Genomic DNA, 21793 nt, shown 5'->3' with positions numbered 1-21793 from the left:
CTATGTGTAAACTATATTAGTTGAAATAGGGGGCATTGTAAATAAAAATACAAACCTATTGAGCCTAGCTAATACCGAAAAGAGATCTTGTTATTCTTGATTTACACATGAGGCTCCCTTTTTGCAAACTCTTGTAACATACCTCTTATTTGTTCTACCAATATAGCAGGTGCTTTCTTGGGTGAACCCGTGTCAAACGGAGGCTGAGGATCGTATTCCAAAATCAGCTGGACTCCTTTACTCATGTCTTCTCCCAATTCCCATGCTATTAGCTGGAGTGCCATATCAATACCAGAGGAGACACCGGCTGCTGTAATGATTTTGCCCTGACGAACCACTCTCTCATCTGTTGGAATGGCTCCAAGAGATTGAAGCAGGTCTAAGGAGCCCCAATGACTGGTGGCTACGGTTCCATTTAACAAGCCTGCGGCGCTCAAAATCAGAGAGCCATTACAAACCGACGTGGTCCATTTCGTAGTTTCATGTATTTGGCGAATCCAGTTTAACGTTTCTTCGTCATTCATTGGAGTTTTATAATTTGGCGGACTGCAGCCTGGAACAACAAGAATATCAGCTGAAGGTACTTCAGAAAAACTGTAATCGGCATGCAAATAACCCATATTTGAGTCCAGTTTGACTAACCCCTTTTTCTTAGCGACAAACTTCACTTCACATTTCAGTGTAGCAGCAAATACATCATATGGACCTATGGCATCTAATGCTGTGATTCCATCGAAAAGCATGATTGCGATTTTCATGATGACTCTCCTTTGGAGTGGGATTTTATTCTTGCACACCCATACTAACATACATATACGGGGTATGGGTATATTTAATTTTGTGAAAACACTGCTCGGCTTTCTTCATAGACGATATTGCCCACAACCAGAACAGTGACCTTTTGAAGTAATAATACGCTTACCAGCGTAAAAGCCTCTGCCCTCAAGGGGGTATGTTAATTTCAAACATCTCTTGTCACCAAAAGGCATACTTAAAAAGGGCTACCCCCAGGGTAGTCCTTTTTAGCATCATAAAGCTTCTACATCTTGCCTACAAATCTGTGAATCGAGAGCCGGCTTAAGAGCTTTGCTTACTCAATTGACCATAATATAAATCACTGTAAAAGCCTTTGTGAGCCAGCAGCTCATCATGAGAACCCTGCTCCTCCAGACGGCCATCCTTCAAGACCAGAATCCGGTCAGCCAGACGAATGGTATTCAGCCGATGTGCGATGACGAAACTTGTTCGACCCTGCATAAGCCGCTCCAGTCCTTCTTGTATCTTCATCTCAGTAATGGTGTCGATGCTGCTGGTTGCCTCGTCGAGTACAAGAATGGAAGGGTTGGCCAAAATAGCACGGGCAATAGCCAGCAGTTGTTTTTGCCCTTGACTGATGCCGCTGCCGTTCGCTTCCAGCACCTTGTCGTATCCGTCCTTCATCCGCATGATAAAGGAATGGGCGTTGGCCAGTTTCGATGCTTGTTCAACCTCCTCATCGGTGGCGTCCAGTCTGCCGAAACGGATATTTTCACGAATCGTCCCCTGAAACAGGAAGGAGTCCTGTAGCACAAATGCCATGCGGGAGCGCAAGCTTTCACGCTGTATGGTGGTAATATCGCGTCCGTCCAGCGTAATCGTGCCCTTGTCGGGGCTATAGAATCTAGAAAGGAGCTGGATCAGTGTCGTTTTTCCTGCCCCGGTCGGACCGACCAGCGCGATCATTTCACCGGGTTTGGCTTCAAAAGAGATACCTTCCAGCGTAGCGCTTCCCTCATCATAACCGAAGGAAACATCCGTAAACCGCACCGCCCCCTCTACATGCCCTACTTCCACTGCACCGCGTTCATCCTTGGACTCTTCATCTTCATCCAATATTTCAAATACACGCTCAGCTCCGGCAATGGCGGACAGCAGGGTGTTCCACTGGTTAGCCAAATCGTTCAGCGGTCTGGTGAACTGGCGGGCATATTCTACGAATACAATAATTGTACCTATAGTGATGGAGCCGCGAATGGCCAAAATACCACCGATCCCCGCTACAATAGCAAAGCTGAGATTATTCAGTCCGTTCATCAGCTTCGGTATAAAGCCTGAAATCGTTTGGGCCCAGAAGCCCGACAGCCGAATACGGTCATTGCGCTCACCAAAACCATGGATGACTCTCTTTTCCTGCGAAAATGCTTTAATAATCTGCTGCCCGGACAGCGTTTCTTCGATGTATCCGTTCAGTTCGCCCAAATTTTTCTGTCGTTCCTTATATAAGGGCCCGGTACGACGTGTAATCCAGCGCATCCCGGCAGCCATTAACGGCACCACGATAAAGGTCAGCAGGGTCAGCAACGGGCTTAACCACAGCATCACCGTGAGTGTACCGATTAACGTCAATATGCTCGAAAAAATCTGAATGGCGGAGCTGTTCAGCGTAGAACTGACATTTTCGATATCATTGGTCAGACGGCTCATGATCTCTCCCTGCTGACGTTTGCCATAGAAAGGAATCGGTAGTCGATGCAAATGTGAAAACAGATCGAAACGCATACGGTACACCGTCTCTTGGGCAATCTCAATCATCCAGATATTTTGCAGCCAGGAGGTCAGCGAGTTCAGTAGATATACAGCCCCTAATCCGATGAGAAAATAAATCCACGTGCGTCCACCCGGACCTTCGAGAAAATCATCCACCGCTACACCAACCAGATATGGACCCAGCAGAGCCAGCCCGGAGCTGAGCAGCACCATGAACAGTACCAGCATCAGTTTGGCCTTACGACGAGCCAGATAAGCCCATATCCGTCCTAAGGTGCCAGACCAGTTTTTCGCTTTGGCCTTGCGGCGTCCTTCAGCTCCCGCCGGATTTCGCAGCACACCGGACGGCGGTGTAGGCTGACAGAACGGTTCAATGAGTTCCTTGAACATGCGACTCCTCCTTTCCATATTGTGATCCATAGATACGTCGATACAGATCCGAGCTATCCATGAGATGCTTATGACTTCCGCTTGCCATCAGACGACCCTCATCCAGCAGTAAAATCTGATCTGCCGATGCGGTCGAGCTGATTTTCTGCGTAATGAGAAATGTCGTACAGGACAGGCCATCGAGTGCATTCAGTAGTGCTGCCTCCGTCCCTACATCCAGCGCACTTGTGCTGTCGTCCAAAATCAGCACTGCCGGCTGGCGTACCAGAGCGCGGGCAATCGAAAGTCGCTGTTTCTGTCCGCCAGACAGATTGACGCCACGCTGCCCGAGCATCGTATCATAGCCTTGCGGCAAGCGTTCAATCATACTATGGATTTGCGCCATGCGTGCGGCTTCCTTAATTTCCTCCAGGCTGGCATTCTCCAGCCCCCAAGCAATATTATCCCGAATCGAGCCGGTGAATAGCAGTACCTCCTGAGGGACATAGCCAATAGCCTCTCGTAATATGGACGCATCCAGTTCACGAGCGTCCTTTCCGTCAAAGCGCACATGACCTTCATCTTCTTCATACAGACGCGTAATCAACTGCACAAGTGAGGATTTTCCCGAGCCTGTGGCCCCCATAATAGCTATCCGCTCGCCCGGTTGCGCCCTAAAAGATATATCCTTTAGGACAGCCAGATCACTGCCCGGATAACGAAAGCTCACCCGGTCCATTTCCACCTGTCCCTTAATCCGTGTATGATGTGTTGAAGCAGACTCCGGCTCTGACCCATCTTCATTAGATGTGTCCAATACCTCACGAATCCGACCCGTAGATGCAGTTGCCCGGGAAAACACAACAACGATACCTGATAAGGCAGATAAGGCTCCAATCGTCCGCAGTGAATAATTGACGACTGCGACCACCTGTCCTACACTGGCATCCCCAGTGGAAATTTGGCCGCGTCCGAACCAAAGTACTGCAATAATCCCTGCATTCATCGTAAACAAAATGAACGGCATCGTCGTTTCTGTCCAGCGTAGAGCGGACACCGTCCCTTTCATCAATTCGCCTCCGTAATGGGCAAAACGTTCGATTTCATGCCGCATCCGTACAAAAACCCGGATGAGCCGGATTCCTGTCAGGTTCTCCTGAATCACTCCGTTAACGTCATCTAGGCGACGCTGGACACCCTTAAACAAAGTGACCGTTCGCCGCATCATCACCAACACAAACACAAACAGCACCGGGGCCATAACCGCCAATAATAGTCCAAGCCTGAAATGTACAACCAGTGCCATCACAATACTGCCGATGACTACAAGCGGAACCCGTGTCATAAACCGCAGGCTCATAAACACCGTATCTTGTACTTGCGTGACATCTCCGGTCAGGCGCGTAATCAGCGACGAAGTGGCAAAACGTTTAAACACAGGATACGAAAAGGATTGCACTTTACAGTACAGCTTTTCCCGCAAATCATAGCCGAAGCCCTGACTTGCATGTGAAGCAAAAAAAGAGCTGGATATCCCCGCCATAAAAGCGATAACGGCACTGCCCACCAGTACACTGCCCCATAACCAGACGACGGACAAATTCTGTTGCCGAATGCCCTCATCTATGATTTTGGAGATCAAATACGGCTGCGATAACTCTACCGTCAATTCCAGCAACATCATCACGAGCGCCGCGATGGCTGGAACCCGATATTTTTTTAGAAAAGAGAACATCATCCCCACAAGCATTCCTCCAATTGCCCATAGCCGTCCTTCCAGATCAGCGTGTAATGGTTACAAGATTCGAACCCGCCTGCTGTAAAACCATATATACGCACTTTATACAGCACTATATTTTATTATACCCTTCTGAACGGCTTCGTTTAACCAGCAAATTGGAGACTCCGGTTGCAGGAATTAACAAATATACAAAAAAAGCGTTCCAGTCACGGTCACACTTACCGGACGGGAACGCCTTTTCGGTTATTTCGGCAGCTCTGCCGGATAATACTGCAGCCAGCGCCTTAAATCTGCGCTATGGATGACACGCTTGGGATCTTCACCGACGAGGCGAAGCATTTCCAGCAGGAAGTTGATTTCACCGGAGCCTGCCGCGATTCCTTCCTGCTCCAGCATATATTGAACTGCACTTCTGCCCGAATGCTTACCGAGTACGAACGAATGGTCCGTTCCCAGCTCAGTCGGATCAAGGGCCTGATAGGCGGAGCGCTCCTTTAGCAGACCGTTGATATGTATGCCGGATTCATGGGCGAATACCATGTCTCCCACAATGGGCTTGCCTTCGGGAATGATTCGGTTGGAGGCTTGGGACACCAGTGCAGCCAGCGGGTTCAGCAGTTCGGGACGGACGCTGCAGGTTCCTTGATATAGGTCCCTCCACGACATCACCACCTCTTCCAGCGCCGTATTACCTGCCCTTTCTCCAAGTCCCGACACCGTGGTACTGGCCCAGACAGCTCCCGCCTGCAAAGCTGCCAACGTATTGGCAAGCGCGAGGCCATAATCATTATGACAGTGAATCTCAAGCTCCACATCCTGCGGCACGCGCGATACAAACCTGTCTATACGGGCAGCTATGGCAGCAGGATGATGAACGGACAGCGTGTCGGCATATCTGAAGCGCCGGATACCATCCCTGTAGAGCTGATTCGCCAACTGCTCAAGGAACAGGTCATCTGCCCTCGAAGCATCCTCAAAGCCTACGGAAATAGTCAATCCTTTACACTGACCGTAATCGACAGACTTGCGGATCAGTTCTGTCACCTGCTCAGGATTCATACCCAGCTTGGCTTTCATCTGCACCGTCGACACGGGAACCGAAATATGGGCCCAGCCGACACCTGTCGATTTAGCTGCATCAATATCTGTGAACACCGCGCGATTCCAGGTCATTAGCTTCATCTGAAGTCCAAGAGCAGCAATTCTGGCAATAGATCTGCACTCCGCCTTTCCCATTGCCGGAATTCCGATCTCAGCCTGCTCCACCCCCGCCGAGTCCAGCATGATGGCAATTTTAGTTTTCTCCTCGGCCGAAAAGGCAACGCCCGGAGCCTGTTCTCCGTCACGTAGTGTTGTATCACAAATATGCAACTGACTCATCTGTATCCCCTCCCGTTCCGCAACACGGACAGCGTGGGTTGCGCTTGACCGCTATGGTACAGCTGCTCATATCCAGCACATTCATACGGTACATGCGGTCAGTGAACAGATTACCCGCATCTGTAATCCATTTGACCGCTTCCAGTGCAGCCATGCAGCCAATCAAGCCGGAGGTCGCTCCCAGGACCGGGAATCCCAGGGGTTCCCAAGGCTGTCCGCCTTCCGGGTAAAGACATTCCAGGCATGCCGTCTTACCGGGATCAATGGTCATCAATGATACTTCATAGGCGTACATGGCCGCTTCTATCATTGGTCTGCCATGTTGAACACATAGTCTGTTCAGCGCATATCTTTCTGGAAAGTCATATCGTGCATCAATCACGATATCGGCCGCTTCTACCCATGGCCCAGAGGATTCTTCCGTGATTCTGTGGGCGTGGCCCTCAAGCTCCGTCTCCGGATTGATACGATGCAAATGCTGTAATGCCGTCTCCATCCGTTCCTCCCCGATTCGTCCGCTGTCCATCAGCACCTGCCGGTTCATATCGGGCAGATGGATTATGCCCTCATGGGCCAATATCAGCTTTCCTACTCCAGCAGCGGCCAGGTACATGGCCGCTGTCCCTCCCAATCCTCCGATGCCTGCAACCATAACAGTAGCCTGCTTTAGCCTGTTCTGACCTTCCACTCCCAGCAGCTTCAACTGGCGTCCGTATCTACTGTCTTCCAGCAGCTGTACCATTCGTCCACCCCCTCCATGTGCGGCTCCCGCCTTTAAGATATTCGGTCCGCAGGATCTTGGTAACTTATAGGGTTGCTTTTCCTTACAGGAGAGCTCATGATTCGGCTTTGCCGCTGCCCTCCTCAGCATGCAGGATTTTGGCAAGCCACATGGGCGGATTGCGAGCCAGCATATTCTGGAGACGCTGGACCTGCTCCTCAATGGTGCTACCAAAGGCCACCTTCACAGGCATAATGGTCCGCTTGGTAACCTGTGCGGCGGCGGAAGCGCCAATCTGTACCAGGAAGATCAGGGCACAATCCTCGATCAGGCCAATTCGGCTGGCGATCTTGCCCGCCTCATTCTCATCGCCCCCCAGGGCTATCCGCCGATGCTCCAGGAACTGGACGCCTGAGTGCCGGATTTCAAATACAGTGAACATGGGACTCTGCCCAAAATGAGCATTCACAAGCACGCCGTCTTCCGTCGCAAATGCAACCTTCATCCTCCCCTCCCCCTCTCGGCAAGCAATACATTGCCCACCTTATTCACCCACTCCATGGTTCCACGGTATCCGACGCTTACGGATGTGTGGGCGCCTAGCTCGTCATACACCGGCAAGCCTGCCGGTACGAATGAGGCCCCAGCCCGTGCCGCTCCCTTTCTTCCATGTGAATTGCTGATCCACAAATCAACACCCTGCGCGCTCTCCTCTGCATCATCCAGGTCACCGATCCAGACTTCCCGTTCTGTCTTTTGCAGTGCGGGCGTGCTGCAGGGTGTAATTAGCCGCTTCAGTTCCACTCCCATCTCCTCCAGCCAGGCTGCGGTCGACAGCATATGATCCGGTTCTAGCGCCACTACAGCCGAAGCGCCGGAATAATAGAAATGGGCATCCAGCATGCTGTCCAACAGATTTTCACGCTGCCAGCGAAAGCGAACGGGGGCTGGCTCGCGGCTGATCTTCTGCAGAAAATGTATGAACGCATCGCTCGCGGCCAAGCCAGACAGACCAGCGAACAAGTGGTAGGGAATGCCTGCGGCATGAGTCAGCCTGCGCGCCGGCCGCTCCATGCTCGCGCCAATGGCAATGGTACAGGAAGACTCCAGCATCTGGCAGGCTGAATCCAGCGGAGTCCCCCCTCTTGTCAAAGGGGAGAAGCCTGTCAGCAGGTGACCGGACAAGGAAGTGGAGATATCGGGGAGCGTAATAACCTCCAGGCCGAAGGAAGCGATAATATCCTTGATTTCCATGACATCTCCGGCAGTCAGATAAGAAGCCGGCAGCAGATTGACCTGCATCCGGCGCTGTTTTCTGGGGGACTTGCCTCCGGCCAATCCGAGTACAGCATCCATTAGGGACTCTACTGTACTACTGTAGCCCGTCTCCAGAGAGCCGTGAAAATCAGGCAGCGATACAGAAAACAGCAGACTGTCTTTCAAGGCCCGTTCTCGCTTGAACGCCTTTACCCTGGACTGAAAATCAACGCCTGCCACCTCGGTGAGGGCTGTGCTGATGACGCCGATGACATCTGGATGGTGTTTGGACCAGATATGATCCAGTGCCTCCTCCAGATTCCGGTCTGCATCAAATATAACGTCCATCTCTTGCAGCGCAGAGGTCTGAACGGCTATCGGCTCTCGAAAATGGCGAGTCAGCAGCGCCTTGGAGAAGGCCGAGCAGCCCTGAGCGCCGTGCAGCAGAGGCATTGAGCGATACATCCCCTGCAGAGCCAGCACGCCCCCCAAAGGCTGTCCTACCTTGAGCGGGTTGACACTGACAGGCTTCGGGGCGGATTTAATCAGCAAATTCCTTCTCCTCCTCCCATGGAGCCAATTTGGCGGTCAGCTCCCATACCGGATGCTGTAGCGTATGCACAAGCTGTTTCGCCAGAGACAACAGCCCGTCATAGCCCGCATAGGCTTTGTGCCGCTCCTGATTGATGTCCACAAAAGGAATCTGTTCCTTAAGCGCCATATACATATTCCGGCCCCCGGCAATGACCATGTCCGCCTTGCGGCTCCGTACGGTTTTGAGAATCTGCCGGGCACCGCCTTCCGGGATGTATTCCGCATCATCCCCGATACGGTCAGCAATCCGGGATACATCCTCGGCAGTGCTCTTGTTCGTGCCTACACCTACCACCTTTATGCCCAGCTCCTGCAAAGCCGTAATGACAGACCAGCTCTTTACACCCCCGGTATAGAGCACTGCCCGCTTTCCTTTCAACTGCTTGCGATAGGGCTCCAGCTCCAGCGATAGCCTCATTTCCTCCCGTGCGGCCAGCTTATCCACCCGTCGCTCTACATCCCGATCTCCGGTCAGGTAAGCCATCTGCCGCAAGGAATAACTCGTCTCCTTTGCTCCATAAAATGAACCTTCAAAATAAGGAATGCCGTATTTACGCTCCATTTGGACTGCTAGGCCCAGCAAAGCTCGGCTGCATACGACCATGTTGGCCTTGGCACGATGCGCCCATCCCACCTCACGGAACCGACCGTCCCCGGTAATTCGGGACAGGATAGTCATTCCCGTCTGCTGCATCAGCCGCTCGATATGCCACATCTCGCCCGCAATATTGTATTCCCCGATGAGATTGATATCATGGGAGGTTGTCTGTTCCGGCTCGGTACTGCCGATAATATGCTGGAACAATACATCTCCGGCCAGCCGAGTCCCGAGATTCTTACTGCCCACAAATCCCGGACTGTTCACCGGAATGATCGGCGTCCCCAGCCGCTCCGATTCAGCCTTGCAGACCCCCTCGATATCTTCACCGGTGAGGGCTGTGACGCATGTGGTATAGACGAATACAGCGGGAGGAGCAAAACGGCTGACAATGTAGCGGATCGATTCATGCAGCTTCTGTTCACTACCAAAAATGATATCCTGTTCTCCAAGATCAGTAGTGAAGCCATACGCCGACAGCCCCGGGCCGCTGGACAGGCTGCCTCTGCTCTCCCAGCTATTGCCGAGACACGCAATCGGCCCGTGCACCAGATGAGCCGCATCTGCAATGGGGATCAGTGTAATCTGGGCCCCGTCAAAGGAGCAGCCACCCGAAGCCTCCCCCGGCACAGGCCGGGGACAGGGCGTGCTTTTGGGAATTTTGTTGCCGCAGGATATCTCCAGCCTTCCGTTAGACACAGCCGGCTCCATCCGCACACCCCCTTATTTCAGATAGAATCCATTGAAATCACAAGCCAAGCTGCCAACTTCCATCTACGCGATACAGCAATTAGCGCACCAAATCAAAGCTATGATCCGGAGCCTGCTCTTCCATGACATCCAGTACGGTATTCACGAATTGGGTAAGCAGATTCAGCGTACCCTGGTAGCCGATAATCGGATAACGATGTAGATGATGCCTGTCGAAGATCGGAAAGCCCACACGGAGCAAAGGAATTTTCGCCTCTTTCGCCGCAAACTTCAGATGGGAACTGCCAATAGCCAGGTCCACCTGGTCCTGGAACAGCAGCGAACGCATATGCCACAAATCCTGACCAGAATGAACCGTGGCTTCTGCACCGTAAGGGCTGGACTTCAGCAGAAGCTCTGCTTCCTTCTCAAATTTCCGGTCTCCATTGGAGCAAACAATATGCACCGGCTCCATGCCCAGCTCTAGACAAAAGCCAATCAAGCCGATGAGCATGTCCGGGTCTCCTGCCATAGCCACTCGTTTGCCGTGCAGATAAGCATGCGAATCCATCATGGCATCCACAACTCGAGCACGCTCCTGCTTCAATGCCTCGGGTATTTCTCTTCCGGACAGGCGGCTAATCTCCTCAAGCAAGCGATCTGTAGCCCGGATACCCAGCGGTGTGGAGATGGAGAACATCTGCTGCCCCCAGGTTTGCTTCATATAACCTAATGTTTTACGAAGAGAGTACTGCTGGATCGCCAACGTGCCGGCAGCATCTGCGGCCTTGGGCACATCCTCAAGCGGCGTTCCCCCGTAATAGTAGCTGTACTCTCCAGTAGCTCCTGAATCAAAATTACTGCTGTGGTCACCCAAAATGGTATACGTAGCGCCGAACATCCCCAGTATGCGCCGCATTTCCGCAAAATTTCCCGTATACCCGTCAAACCCGAGCAGTACATTCAGCTTCAATTCATGACCAGGCTGCGGCGTCCGGCCTGACTTGTTATACAGCGTCTCCAGCACAGAGCGCAGCATGGCATCATAGCCTGTAATATGTGAACCGGAGAAGCTGGGGGTATTGGCAAAAGGAACTGGCATATCCTCGGGAAGGGCTCCCTCCTGACGGGCATTAGCCAGGAAGGCAGACAGGTCATCTCCGATCACCTCTGCCATACAGGTCGTGCATACCGCAATCATCTCCGGCTGATACAAGGCAATACAGTTCTCTATACCGTCAATGAGGTTGCGCATGCCGCCGAATACGGCGGCATCCTCGGTCATCGAGGTGGAGACGGCAGGAACAGGCTCCTTGAAGTGGCGGGCAAGATGGCTGCGGAAATAAGCCGTACAGCCCTGTGAGCCATGAATGAACGGGAGCGTTTTTTCAAAGCCCAGTGCAGCCATAACCGCTCCCAGCGGCTGACAAGCCTTGGCCGGGTTCACGACTACGGCTGTGCGGGCAAAATTCTTGTCCTTGTATTCCTTGGTCTTGGTGTACTCCAGGGTGTCGGTAACCTCCTCTGGCGAACAAGGGGCCTCGAAGGCTCGTTTCTCCTCACGCTGGCGCACATATTTATCCTGCCGAAACAGCTGATTGTGATCGACAATATTCAGACGCTCGCTCATACCGACACCTCCGCAGTCTGCCGGGACGGCAGCAGGCTCCAAACTGGACTGTTTATGGTCATATCCATATCACGTGCAAAAATCTGGAAGCCGTCAAAACCATGATAAGGCCCGCTGTAATCCCATGAGTGCATTTGACGGAAGGGAATGCCCATTTTGTGATACACGTATTTCTCCTTGACTCCGGCGCCCATTAAGTCAATATTCAGCCGCTGGGCCAGTTCCTCCAGCTCATAAGCCGCTGGATCATCGTACAGAATGGTGCCTTCTTTTACATCGGGAAACGTCTTTTCGTAATCATCCTTATGGGCAAATTCATAGCCTGTAGCCACAATTTCCATACCCAGATCCTCATAGGCACCGATGGTATGCCTTGCCCGCAGCCCGCCAATCAGAAGCATCACCTTTTTACCTTCCAGACGTGGGCGGTATTTACGGATGACTGCCTCCATCTGCGGCATATATCGGGCGATGACCTGCTCACATTTTTCCTGAATCGTCTCGTCAAAGCGGGCAGCAATCGCTCTTAGGCTCTCCATCGTCTTGGTCGGGCCGAAGAAGTTATATTCCATCCAGGGAATTCCGTATTCCTGCTCCATCGTTGTGCACATATAATTCATGGAACGATGACAATGGATCAGGTTGAGCTTGGATTTGTGCGCAATCCCCAGCTCATTGACCGTACCGTCCCCCGACCACTGCGCTATGACCCGCAGTCCCATTTCCTCCAGCAAAATGCGCGACGCCCAGGCATCACCGCCGATATTGTAGTCTCCGATAATGGAGACATCATAAGGCCCGCACTCCTTTAGCTCCCGGCGCCCCATCAGAAAATCGCGGATAGCATCATTGGCAATGTGATGGCCCAGAGACTGACTCACCCCGCGAAAGCCCTCACAGCGTACGGGAATGACCGGAATGCCCAGCTCCTCTGTCATCTTCTTGGCCACAGCCCCGATATCATCACCAATCAGTCCGACCGGACATTCAGATTGCACGGAGATGCCCTTAGCCAGCGGGAACATCTCCTTAATTTCCCTACAGATCACCTCTAGCTTCTTATCTCCGCCGAACACGATATCCTTTTCCTGAAAATTGCTTGTAATCTGCATGGCGGTAAAATTATCGATTCCCAATATCCCATTCGCATAATTACGTCGAGTACCCCAACTGTATTGCCCGCAGCCGATGGGACCATGGCTAATGTGCACCATGTCTTTAATCGGGCCCCATACCACACCCTTGGACCCTGCATAAGCACAGCCCCTTGCTGTCATGACGCCGGGTCGTGATTTCATGTTGGACTTGATGGAACAGGTCCCGCAGTTCACAAGCTCCTCATCCGCGATCTCAAAATGCTTGGTCCGGTCCTTCTTGGCCTTCTTGGGATATACCTCCAGTATCTCCTCTACGATCTGCTTACCCTTATCCACAATACTGCTCATTTGACCTATTCCTCCCTCCTGCGAGCTGCGCGTTCAGCTCCTCCCATCATCACACGATGATTCCGTCATTAAGCCTTCTGGCTACAGCCTACTGCCCGGACGCCTCAGCTTTGTTAATTGCGGTTTCTTCATCCTCAATAATGCCGAATTCCATCAATAGATCCTCCAGCTCTTCCATGGAAATAGGGGTGGGAACCGTTAGCATGTCATTATTCAAAATTTTACCTGCCAGCTCTTCATACTCCGCAGCCTGCTTATGGTCCGGGTTGTATTGAGTTACAGTCATACGGCGCAGCTCAGCGTGCTGGACAACATTATCACGCGGCAAAAAGTGGATCATCTGCGTGTTCAGTCTTCTTGCAAGCTCTGTAATCAATTCCGCTTCCAGGTCCGTATTCCGGCTGTTGCAGATTAAGCCGCCCAAACGCACCCCACCGCTGTTGGCATACTTCAAGATCCCGCGTGCAATATTGTTGGCAGCGTACATAGCCATCATCTCGCCTGAGCATACGATGTAGATTTCCTGCGCCTTCTTCTCCCGGATCGGCATGGCGAAGCCCCCGCACACGACGTCCCCCAGTACATCGTAGGATACGAAATCCAGCCCTTCGTAGGCCCCCTCTTCCTCCAGAAAATTAATGGCCGTGATAATGCCGCGCCCTGCACAGCCGACACCAGGCTCCGGCCCACCGCATTCCACGTTCAGAATGTCACCGAAGCCCTTCTGGACAACGTCCTCCAATTCCAGGTCCTCCACCGTACCCCTTTCAGCCGCCAGATGCAGCACAGTCTGTTGGGCCTTCGTATTCAAAATAAGACGGGTGGAGTCTGCCTTGGGATCACAGCCTACGATCATAATTTTTTGTTTGAATTTGGTCGCGAGTTGAGCCAGTGTATTCTGCGAGGTTGTCGATTTGCCGATACCGCCTTTACCGTAAAACGCAATTTGTCTCATATTTTCTCAGCCTCCAAAATGTTCAATGGGTAAATCCGAATGACTGCCCTTAACTCCCTTATTACGCTGACTTCCCTTATTACTCTGCACAGGATACATATAACGTAGAAATTTTACATATTCCAGAACGGATTCCTCAATATCCCCGCCGCATACAATAGGCAGCACGCCAGCTTCCTGCAATGCCTCTTCGGGGGCCTCGCCTATGCCGGCCGACAGCAGCAATGCACAGTCATGCACCATGGAAAGGATCTCCTTCATCGTCTCGGCCTTGTCTCCATTGCAATCGGCTTTCCCGTGGCAGTAGGATTGCACCTTACGAATGCCTATGAAATTTACGATAATCCCATCGCTTTCATAGATCATAAATTCCTTGGTACGGCCGAAATGCTGATTCACCTTCCCTCCGCCACGACTGGCCACAGCGATTAGGACTGGCTTTGAGGTAAAGCTCACTTCAGGCTTATCCCCAGATAACGGGCAGCTACATCCAGCCCCGGTTGACGGTTGTTTGGGGTGCGATTGTCCCTCCTTGCGTTCCATTCTCACTCTCACCTTCTCATCCAGTTCTTTCTGAAATTGTGCCCTTGCCTCTTCATCCATGGGAGGAGCAGCCGCAATGTTCTCCCATGTAAAATCCTGATTGCGATCCTCGCCCAGCAGTCCAATCGCATCCGCCCTGCACTGACGGCAATGGCGCATAATGACAGCTCCCGCTTCAGCACATTTCTCCTGCAGCTGCCGGACCAGGCGGGGACGGGGGGCCCGCATCCCTTCCTGCTCATATCGGCTACCAGGTGCGATGATGAGCGGCATAATGTTGTGCAGCACCGCGCCGTGCTCCTTGACCACCCTGGCTACCTCCGGCAGATGGGCATCATTGACTTCGGGAATCAGCACCGAGTTCACCTTGCACAATACGCCTCTCGAAGCCAGCATCTTCAAGCCTGCCAGCTGGCGGTCAATCAACAGCCGTGCGGCCTCCTCTCCTGCATAGCGTTTTCCTTCATCGTAGACCCATCCATAAATACGGCTCCCCACCACTGGATCTACAGCATTGATCGTGATCGTGACATGCGAAATGCCCAGCTCTACAATCCTGTCGATATGCCTGATCAAGGTAAGGCCATTCGTGCTGAGACAGAATATGACGTCCTTAACTGTCTCACGGACCCGGCGGAAGGTATCGAAGGTTGCCTCCGCATTGGCCAGCGGATCTCCAGGTCCCGCAATGCCGACAACGGACAGCTGCATCAGCTGTGCCGCTACGCCATAGGTCTTGCTCGCCGCCTGCTCCGGCGTAAGCAGTTCACTAACAACGCCGGGACGGCTTTCATTGACGCAATCGAATTTGCGGTTGCAATAATGGCACTGAATATTGCATGCCGGGGCTACTGGAAGATGAATGCGCGCAAAATAGCGATGTGCCTCTTCGTTATAACAGGGATGTCGTCTGAGAGTTTCTAATGCTAAGGGGGTTTCCGAGAGATCAGCTAAAGAGTCCATTCATTCCCTCCTCTCTACGTTATATTCCCTTACATAAATCTCTGTTTTTGTCTGGAATATAATTACATCTTAGAGACAGGGACAAATACAGTCAATTCACTTCTCCATGAAATCCCTGACATTTATCCTCAATTCACATATGTGTCAAATTTTACGTCAAGTAATATATCGTACACTTTACATGTGCGCGGTTACATTTCATATTCTCAATAACATCAAGACGTAAAAAAAGAGAGTCCGTAAATACGGCTCTCCTTTTGAGATAAGAAACTTTAATTTTTTATTATATATTTTGGGAAATAGTCTCCGCTTATCATTCCTTCACATCTATTTTCGTCCCATCGACTATCGTTCCATCGACTTCTTTTTCATCTACCTCTGCTGCCTCTACTTCATCCGCTTCGTCACTGCTCTCTTCCTCTATTAAGGCTTTTGGCGTGTAGAGCTTGGGAATCGGCACATTCGCCCAATCCATATCGGATGCAAAATAAAAGCTCGTGTAGGACGGCTGGTTATACCCGGTATTTTGACGCGCCACATCCGTGCGATACTGCGGATCATGCATCAACGTGTACAATTTATGCGTCGTAGGTTCTGTGCTCAGATAGATACGGATGGCTGAGCTATCCGCTGTACGGACGAGCATTTCCTCCCGCCAATCTCCGAAAATGTCGGCTACCAGCGATGGAGTTCCTTTCGTATAGTTATTCGTTTTGGTTCCAGTAGCGGTCAGCAATGTACCTCGTTTCCAATCCTCAATGGTTGGGGTTACATCAATTGCGCCGTTTACGATTTGTGTGGTCATATCAGCTGCCCATTTGATACTCATATTGGTACCCGGCATCTTCGTATCCAGTTGTTTGCCCGCTGCGGTCCACAGGCCTATGGCCCAAGTCTCCAGACCTCGCTGATCCGGGTCTATGTCACCGACCATTCCCCGACCAGTATCCTTGCCGGAGTATGCGCCGTAAATGATTTCACCCGTTTTGGCATCCCGCAAAGAATAGCCATATGGAGCGTAGGTGCCACCTTCATGTACCATAAAGATTTCTTTGCCGGGGCGATCCGGGTCAATATCGGTTACATGCAGTGCATCGCCGTGCCCCAATCTGGCGGTTTGACCCGGAGTTGCACTTTCAGGAGGCATGACATCAAATGAGCTGTACAACAGGCTGCCATCATGGTCAATCGTGGCGGAACCGTATACGATTTCGTCCTTGCCGTCACCGTCCACATCCACCACGCTCAAAGAATGCGCTCCCTGTGTGGTCAAGGTGCCAAATTTCGGGTCCGTTCCATCACGCCCGTGCGGACCATCGTTAAATGGATTGGTCATTGGTGTCCAGCCACTGTCCACCATCCAATGTTTTTGGAGATGGCGACCATCCCATGTGTAGGTGGCCAAAGTGGAACGCGTATAATAGCCGCGTGCAAATACGGCATACGGCTTGCGGCCGTCCAGATAGGCCACACCTGCCAGGAAGCGGTCTACACGGTTGGCGGGTTCAATTCGGGCCATGGCGTAGTCGCCCCACATGAGGCCATCGTCATGACGCTCCGGCTCATAGCGGACGGTATCCAGCTCAGCTCCCGTTTTCCCCTTGAAAATTGTCAAATACTCTGGTCCATCGACAATAAAGCCCTCGAACTCTCTCAGCTTGTTTTTGTCGCTCCGTGATGGTGCATATACATCCATAAAGTAGTCTGTCAGGCTTTCCGCATCCTTTCGGGATAACGGATAACTGTACTTCGGAGCGATGCCAAAGCATTCCTCCAGCGTAGCAGGCCATTGTCCCTTGACCACTTCTTCATGCTTCGTCCAGTTCATGAACATGTTCACCACATGCTCATAATAATCCGAACGACTCAAACGGTAATCGTCCTCATGTGTAATCCCTGCTTTGCGATCCTCACGTGGCAGAGTAATATACTTTTCTTTTTTCGCCTTGCCCTTCTTATCAAAAGAAATCGTTTTGGTCCCTGGAGCCGTTTTGAACATCAGCTCGGCTTTACCATCGCCGTCAAAATCGTACACCATCATCTGTGTATAATGCGCACCTGATCGAATATTCACGCCTAGGTCGATCCGGTACAGCAGCTTGCCTTCGGCCGTATACGCATCAACATACGTATTTCCGGTATACCCCTTCTGAGATACATCTTTGGAGTTCGACGGGTCCCATTTTACAAAAAACTCATATTGTCCGTCTCCATCCACATCCCCCACACTCATATCGTTGGCCGAATACGTATAGGATTCACCTGCGGGTGTTACGCCATCGGCAGGCTTTTGGAGAGGAAGCTCATAGTAACCCTGCTGCCATGGCTTCACTTTAGCGCTACGATCCTTTTCCCGCCCATTAACGACTGAAGCTACTCTGTATACTGATTTACCATTCCCTTCCTTATCCACATAGTTGGTACTGTCGGTCACTGTCGCAATCTTCTTACCGTCACGGTATACGTTGAAGTCCGCTCCTGTCAGCCCCGTTGAACCGTAACCGTTCACTTCTTGAGCCAATAACCGCCAGCTTAAAAAGACCCCCTCCTGCGTCACCGCAGCTACCAGTCCGCGATCCAACTTTTCCAGCTGAATGCTACCGCTACGGTTCTGTTCAACTGCAATGGCTGATTCCGCCTGTAGTGTCGGTTCGGACAAATCTTCCGCAGCCACTCCTCCAGTCGTGCCCGTCATCGCCAGCATGGTTGCCAGCGCAGCGGTCAAGGTTCCCTTTCGCCATGCGCCTTTCCTTTGAGCCATTCAAGTCGTCCTCCTCAATTGTATTGTGATGACAAGCAAGTACGCCAAAATGATTGCGCTTACATAAATTAAATTCCCTATTATTATAGTTTTGCCGTTCCCTCAAACGCGTTTAAATATCCGAGGATTTCTCTACACAAAACCGTGTTGTTTACTCATTCCAAATAAAACAGCCCCCACCAAGTCTGTATGAAAACAGCATGTCGAGAGCTGAAGATAGGTCTAAATATTCGCATAAACGCAAAAGGGAAATAAAAAAACGGACAGTGGATTGTTCCCATTGTCCGTTTCGTATTTTTTGCGCTAACTATTGATAAGGATTCATCTTGATTACTGCAAGTTAGTGAGGAACAAATGAACTAAAATCGTCCCGGCTGGACTGATCCGCATGATAAAATACTACATCCCCGTCCTGTAAATGAAAGGTATGCCCGTACGGGTCCTTTATCTCTCTGCGGTAACCCTCCAGTTGCCACTGGTTCAATAGCGGGCCATTTATATACTGTAAATGCGGATGCTCGGCGTCACCCTGACGCAGTGACTCCAAATTAAAGCGAACGACGATAAAGCCTGTTTTCTTGAATATATCCGTATGCTCGTTAAGCTCCTGACGGCGACTGACCTCGCGCAAATCTGTGCCTTTGGTGACTGCGTACACATTAGCAGGCAGGCTATATTCACCATACCAGCGCTGAATCGACGCATTAGCACGATCCACATTGACCCCATCCGGCAGGTCTGTCTTCGGACCCATCAAGGTACGCACAGCCGCAGGCAGCACCAGCCAGTCGTAACGTCCAATCCAGGTCTTGCTGCGTGCAATACGGTGGGCATACAGAGAAACATAGCGTTCCAGCGTTGACTGGCTTTGCTGTGCTTCACTCAGCTCATGCTTGTATTGGTAGGCTGCCGTGTCCTGCATTTCCTCCATCGGCACATTGCGTAGCCGTTCATTCAAAATAACATATCGCTTCTCCCGGTCCTCCGCCGATCCCAAACGGATAAATTTTCGGCTGCCGGAATGTGTATACAGATCCACCTCTTCCCGCTGTCGCCCATCTTTGCTCACCCAATAGAACGATGGCGTGATGCGAATACCGTCCTTGGCGCTAAACATATTGCCTTTGGTTTTGAGGTCAAACTTGAAATGGTAGCCTGTCTTGACTGCCACATTTGCATAACCTTCATGTGGGTGACTGCCGGGACGAATGGGCAAGGTGAATGGCTCCTGGTTCCCTCTCGGTAACCCGTCAATATTGCCAAGCCCCGTCCAATAGGACAGGCCGCTATGCGTCGGGCTCCCTTTACGTTGCCGAAACACCCGCTCCCAATGGTAATCGGCAATATCCGTGATATGAAAATCGTACATCCGTCCGATGACCTCTATATTTACCACATCATTGGCAACATGGTGGGCGATATCCGTGTTGGCATGGCGCTGTTCGGTGAACCCGTCCGGAGCATTTTCGGCAATGGTACGGAACTCAACTGTATAGTTGCCTTCATCCACCCATACGGGAAGATAAAAGTCTGTGTTGAGCTGCAGCACTGGAATGTCGATCCAGGTACCCCGCGGATAAAAATGCGTCTTTCCTTTGTCGTACACATCGAACGGAAAGCGAACCTGCTTGGTTCGTACATATTTGGCATACTCCCGATCACCATAGCCAGGAATATTCAAATGTGGACCTGCTGTTGAAATCGTCACCCGGAAAGGTCGCTCTAAAATAAGTGCGGATCGACCTTTCGTCGGTTGGGTTTTCTGATTATGAACAGCATCGTCCGACACTTTAGACAGATTCACTACGGGAGTGTGGACAGTCACCGTATTAATTCCCTGTATCGGGAACGTTTTATCCGCACCTCCATTGATATTTCCCTTAAGAATAGTGTAAGTGATGTCACCGCTGCTGGGCGTATTGGACTTATTTATCTTATGCTTTTCAATCATATGGCCCTGGCTGTACAGGATATCCGACCCGATTTTTACGGGTTCAGGGATTTTGCCAGGAGTCGGCCCCTTTTCCTTGACACGCTCGTGGTCCATGATCGTTTGACCGTTGAATTTCACAGTATCGTTTTCTACTTCCACGTCTGGTGTAGCCTTCTGGGCCACAGGCTCCAGTGATCTTTGTTCATTGGGCACCTTCGGCATACTCTTGCCGCCATAAATATAAAGTGAACCCCCATCGACGATGCCCGGAGAAGGAGCCGGATAGTATTTTCCGTTGGTCGCTGATTCTACAGACGGCGGCGTGTAATTCCTTGGTGGAATCGTAATACTACCTCCCGGCAGTGCATAGTTGCGTAGCTGCGCGTTCTTGATACCGTACACCTCAAGGTTGTCGATCACCCAGTAGGAGTACGGTTTCACAATTTCGTATTTGTAATACTCCGCGACCTTCATGTGCCGGGTATCGTTGATATCTTCCCATTCCAGATCATACGTGCGCTTCAGCTTGACGTTGTAGGTGCACTCGCCTTTGAGCTGTTGGTAGGTGTTTTGAAACAGGTAATTCCGGGCCAGCACGTTTCCGTACAGGCTTTCAGAAGTTGGAATACCCTTGGCTACATCAAAACGTGACGCGCCTCGCTGATCGGCTTTAATAACGGCAGATACTGTCGGGTCCAATTCGGCAGTATCCAAGCGCAGACCTGGAACGGGGCGGGAGCAGACAACACCTTTCGTTGGCTGTTCATGATCTTGGCAATCCGAGGGTGCTCCCTCTTGGCTTTCTCCAGGCTTAGGACAGCCCTGAGCTTCTTTGTAATACAAGTAAGCGGTAAACTGTTCAAAAGAACCGTCATAGGTAAACCCGGGTACAATTCCCGGCAAAATATCTCCGCTTGGCGGTTTACCTGTCGTGCTTTTCTTATAACCCACATACTCATATTTCGGGTTGGTTGGCGGGGGAAAATCATACGGTTGATCAGCTTTCAGTTCATCCTCTATTGGTGTAAATACGTTGTTAAGTGATTTCCCGTCAGTGGTAAAATGCTTGACGATTAGGTTGCTCTCCAGTTCGATCTTGAATAGGATGGGCTGGTAGATACGCCAGGCTTCTACTTCCTTTGCGCAGGTGGGGCAACTCTCCTCTTTTATATTCTCTGCTTGAACTTCTGGATTTAACCTTATGTTTACTGTAATCGGAATAATCGTGGTATCCGTACCAATTCCCTGTTTCTGGAATGGACGAACATCCTTATCATAATCTGTGCCTTTACTCATCGAGTAGGCATATTGTTCGTAGTTATCAGAACGGGATTCTCTAAAGTATTCTGGGTGATTCTCATTGTCATTTTTCGTATACAGGCTTGCTGTAACTGCCTTGATTTTACGACCCGGAAAACTAAATTTATAGGTAAATGTGGCTTCACCCTGCATGTTCTTATAAGGTTCCTTGCCGCCGTCTGTAACCCATTTACCCGCGGTATTCTTCCACATGTCGAAGTACATCATGCCGACAAAGTAACGGTCATTCTTGTCTGCAAAGTAGGACAACGGTGTAATTTCCGTATCGGCTACTGCCTTATTTGTGAGAAAAGAAAAAGGTGGGAACTGCAACAGTAGCAGTACCCCCACCAGCAATACGGCCAGAATGCGTTGTGCCTTCTTCATG

General features: G+C 51.1%; 14 protein-coding genes. All 14 read right to left on the bottom strand.

The window, feature by feature from the left end; genetic code table 11:
- Positions 1–101: 101 nt before the first annotated feature.
- Positions 102–758, bottom strand: coding sequence for a DJ-1/PfpI family protein (locus tag ACYCS5_RS20270; protein WP_039269397.1), 657 nt, complete (start codon positions 756–758; stop codon positions 102–104).
- 319 nt (positions 759–1077) lie between these two features.
- Positions 1078–2916 carry an ABC transporter ATP-binding protein gene (locus ACYCS5_RS20265; RefSeq protein ID WP_459760050.1) on the bottom strand — a complete coding sequence of 613 codons (1839 nt, stop codon included), beginning with the start codon at positions 2914–2916 and terminating at the stop codon, positions 1078–1080.
- A complete protein-coding gene (locus ACYCS5_RS20260; protein WP_459761329.1) occupies positions 2897–4633 on the bottom strand; it encodes an ABC transporter ATP-binding protein in 1737 nt (578 codons plus the stop codon). Before ACYCS5_RS20260 ends, ACYCS5_RS20265 begins: the two co-directional genes overlap by 20 nt.
- A 246-nt stretch (positions 4634–4879) precedes the next feature.
- Positions 4880–6016 (bottom strand): homocitrate synthase/isopropylmalate synthase family protein, encoded by a 1137-nt coding sequence (locus tag ACYCS5_RS20255; RefSeq protein WP_459760049.1) that lies wholly within the window; start codon positions 6014–6016, stop codon positions 4880–4882.
- Positions 5994–6758: a HesA/MoeB/ThiF family protein gene (locus ACYCS5_RS20250; protein ID WP_459760048.1), complete on the bottom strand. Its 765-nt coding sequence runs from the start codon at positions 6756–6758 to the stop codon at positions 5994–5996. The genes ACYCS5_RS20255 and ACYCS5_RS20250 overlap by 23 nt, the downstream gene beginning before the upstream one ends.
- Before the next feature lie 94 nt (positions 6759–6852).
- Complete coding sequence (locus tag ACYCS5_RS20245) at positions 6853–7242, bottom strand: NifB/NifX family molybdenum-iron cluster-binding protein (protein ID WP_341071736.1); 390 nt, start codon at positions 7240–7242, stop codon at positions 6853–6855.
- Positions 7239–8546 (bottom strand): nitrogenase iron-molybdenum cofactor biosynthesis protein NifN, encoded by a 1308-nt coding sequence (gene nifN / locus ACYCS5_RS20240; protein ID WP_459760047.1) that lies wholly within the window; start codon positions 8544–8546, stop codon positions 7239–7241. The genes ACYCS5_RS20245 and nifN overlap by 4 nt, the downstream gene beginning before the upstream one ends.
- Positions 8536–9897 (bottom strand): nitrogenase iron-molybdenum cofactor biosynthesis protein NifE, encoded by a 1362-nt coding sequence (gene nifE / locus ACYCS5_RS20235; RefSeq protein WP_459760046.1) that lies wholly within the window; start codon positions 9895–9897, stop codon positions 8536–8538. The genes nifN and nifE overlap by 11 nt, the downstream gene beginning before the upstream one ends.
- Positions 9898–9976: 79 nt before the next feature.
- Positions 9977–11506, bottom strand: a complete 1530-nt coding sequence (gene nifK / locus ACYCS5_RS20230; protein WP_069010333.1) for a nitrogenase molybdenum-iron protein subunit beta — start codon at positions 11504–11506, stop codon at positions 9977–9979.
- Positions 11503–12951, bottom strand: coding sequence for a nitrogenase molybdenum-iron protein alpha chain (gene nifD, locus ACYCS5_RS20225; RefSeq protein ID WP_459760045.1), 1449 nt, complete (start codon positions 12949–12951; stop codon positions 11503–11505). The genes nifK and nifD overlap by 4 nt, the downstream gene beginning before the upstream one ends.
- Before the next feature lie 88 nt (positions 12952–13039).
- Positions 13040–13906: a nitrogenase iron protein gene (nifH, locus tag ACYCS5_RS20220; RefSeq protein WP_069010331.1), complete on the bottom strand. Its 867-nt coding sequence runs from the start codon at positions 13904–13906 to the stop codon at positions 13040–13042.
- 6 nt (positions 13907–13912) lie between these two features.
- The gene (nifB, locus tag ACYCS5_RS20215) at positions 13913–15412 is read right to left on the bottom strand and encodes a nitrogenase cofactor biosynthesis protein NifB (protein WP_459760044.1); all 1500 of its coding nucleotides are present in this window, start codon (positions 15410–15412) and stop codon (positions 13913–13915) included.
- Between the two features lie 313 nt (positions 15413–15725).
- Positions 15726–18173 carry a rhamnogalacturonan lyase gene (locus ACYCS5_RS20210; RefSeq protein ID WP_342434905.1) on the bottom strand — a complete coding sequence of 816 codons (2448 nt, stop codon included), beginning with the start codon at positions 18171–18173 and terminating at the stop codon, positions 15726–15728.
- Between the two features lie 340 nt (positions 18174–18513).
- Positions 18514–21792 carry a DUF5704 domain-containing protein gene (locus ACYCS5_RS20205; protein WP_459760043.1) on the bottom strand — a complete coding sequence of 1093 codons (3279 nt, stop codon included), beginning with the start codon at positions 21790–21792 and terminating at the stop codon, positions 18514–18516.
- Between the last annotated feature and the right edge of the window lies 1 nt (position 21793).

It is taken from the genome of Paenibacillus sp. SEL3, assembly GCF_054602585.1.
Note: the sequence above shows the minus strand (reverse complement) of the source record. Positions and strands in the feature narration are given on the sequence as shown.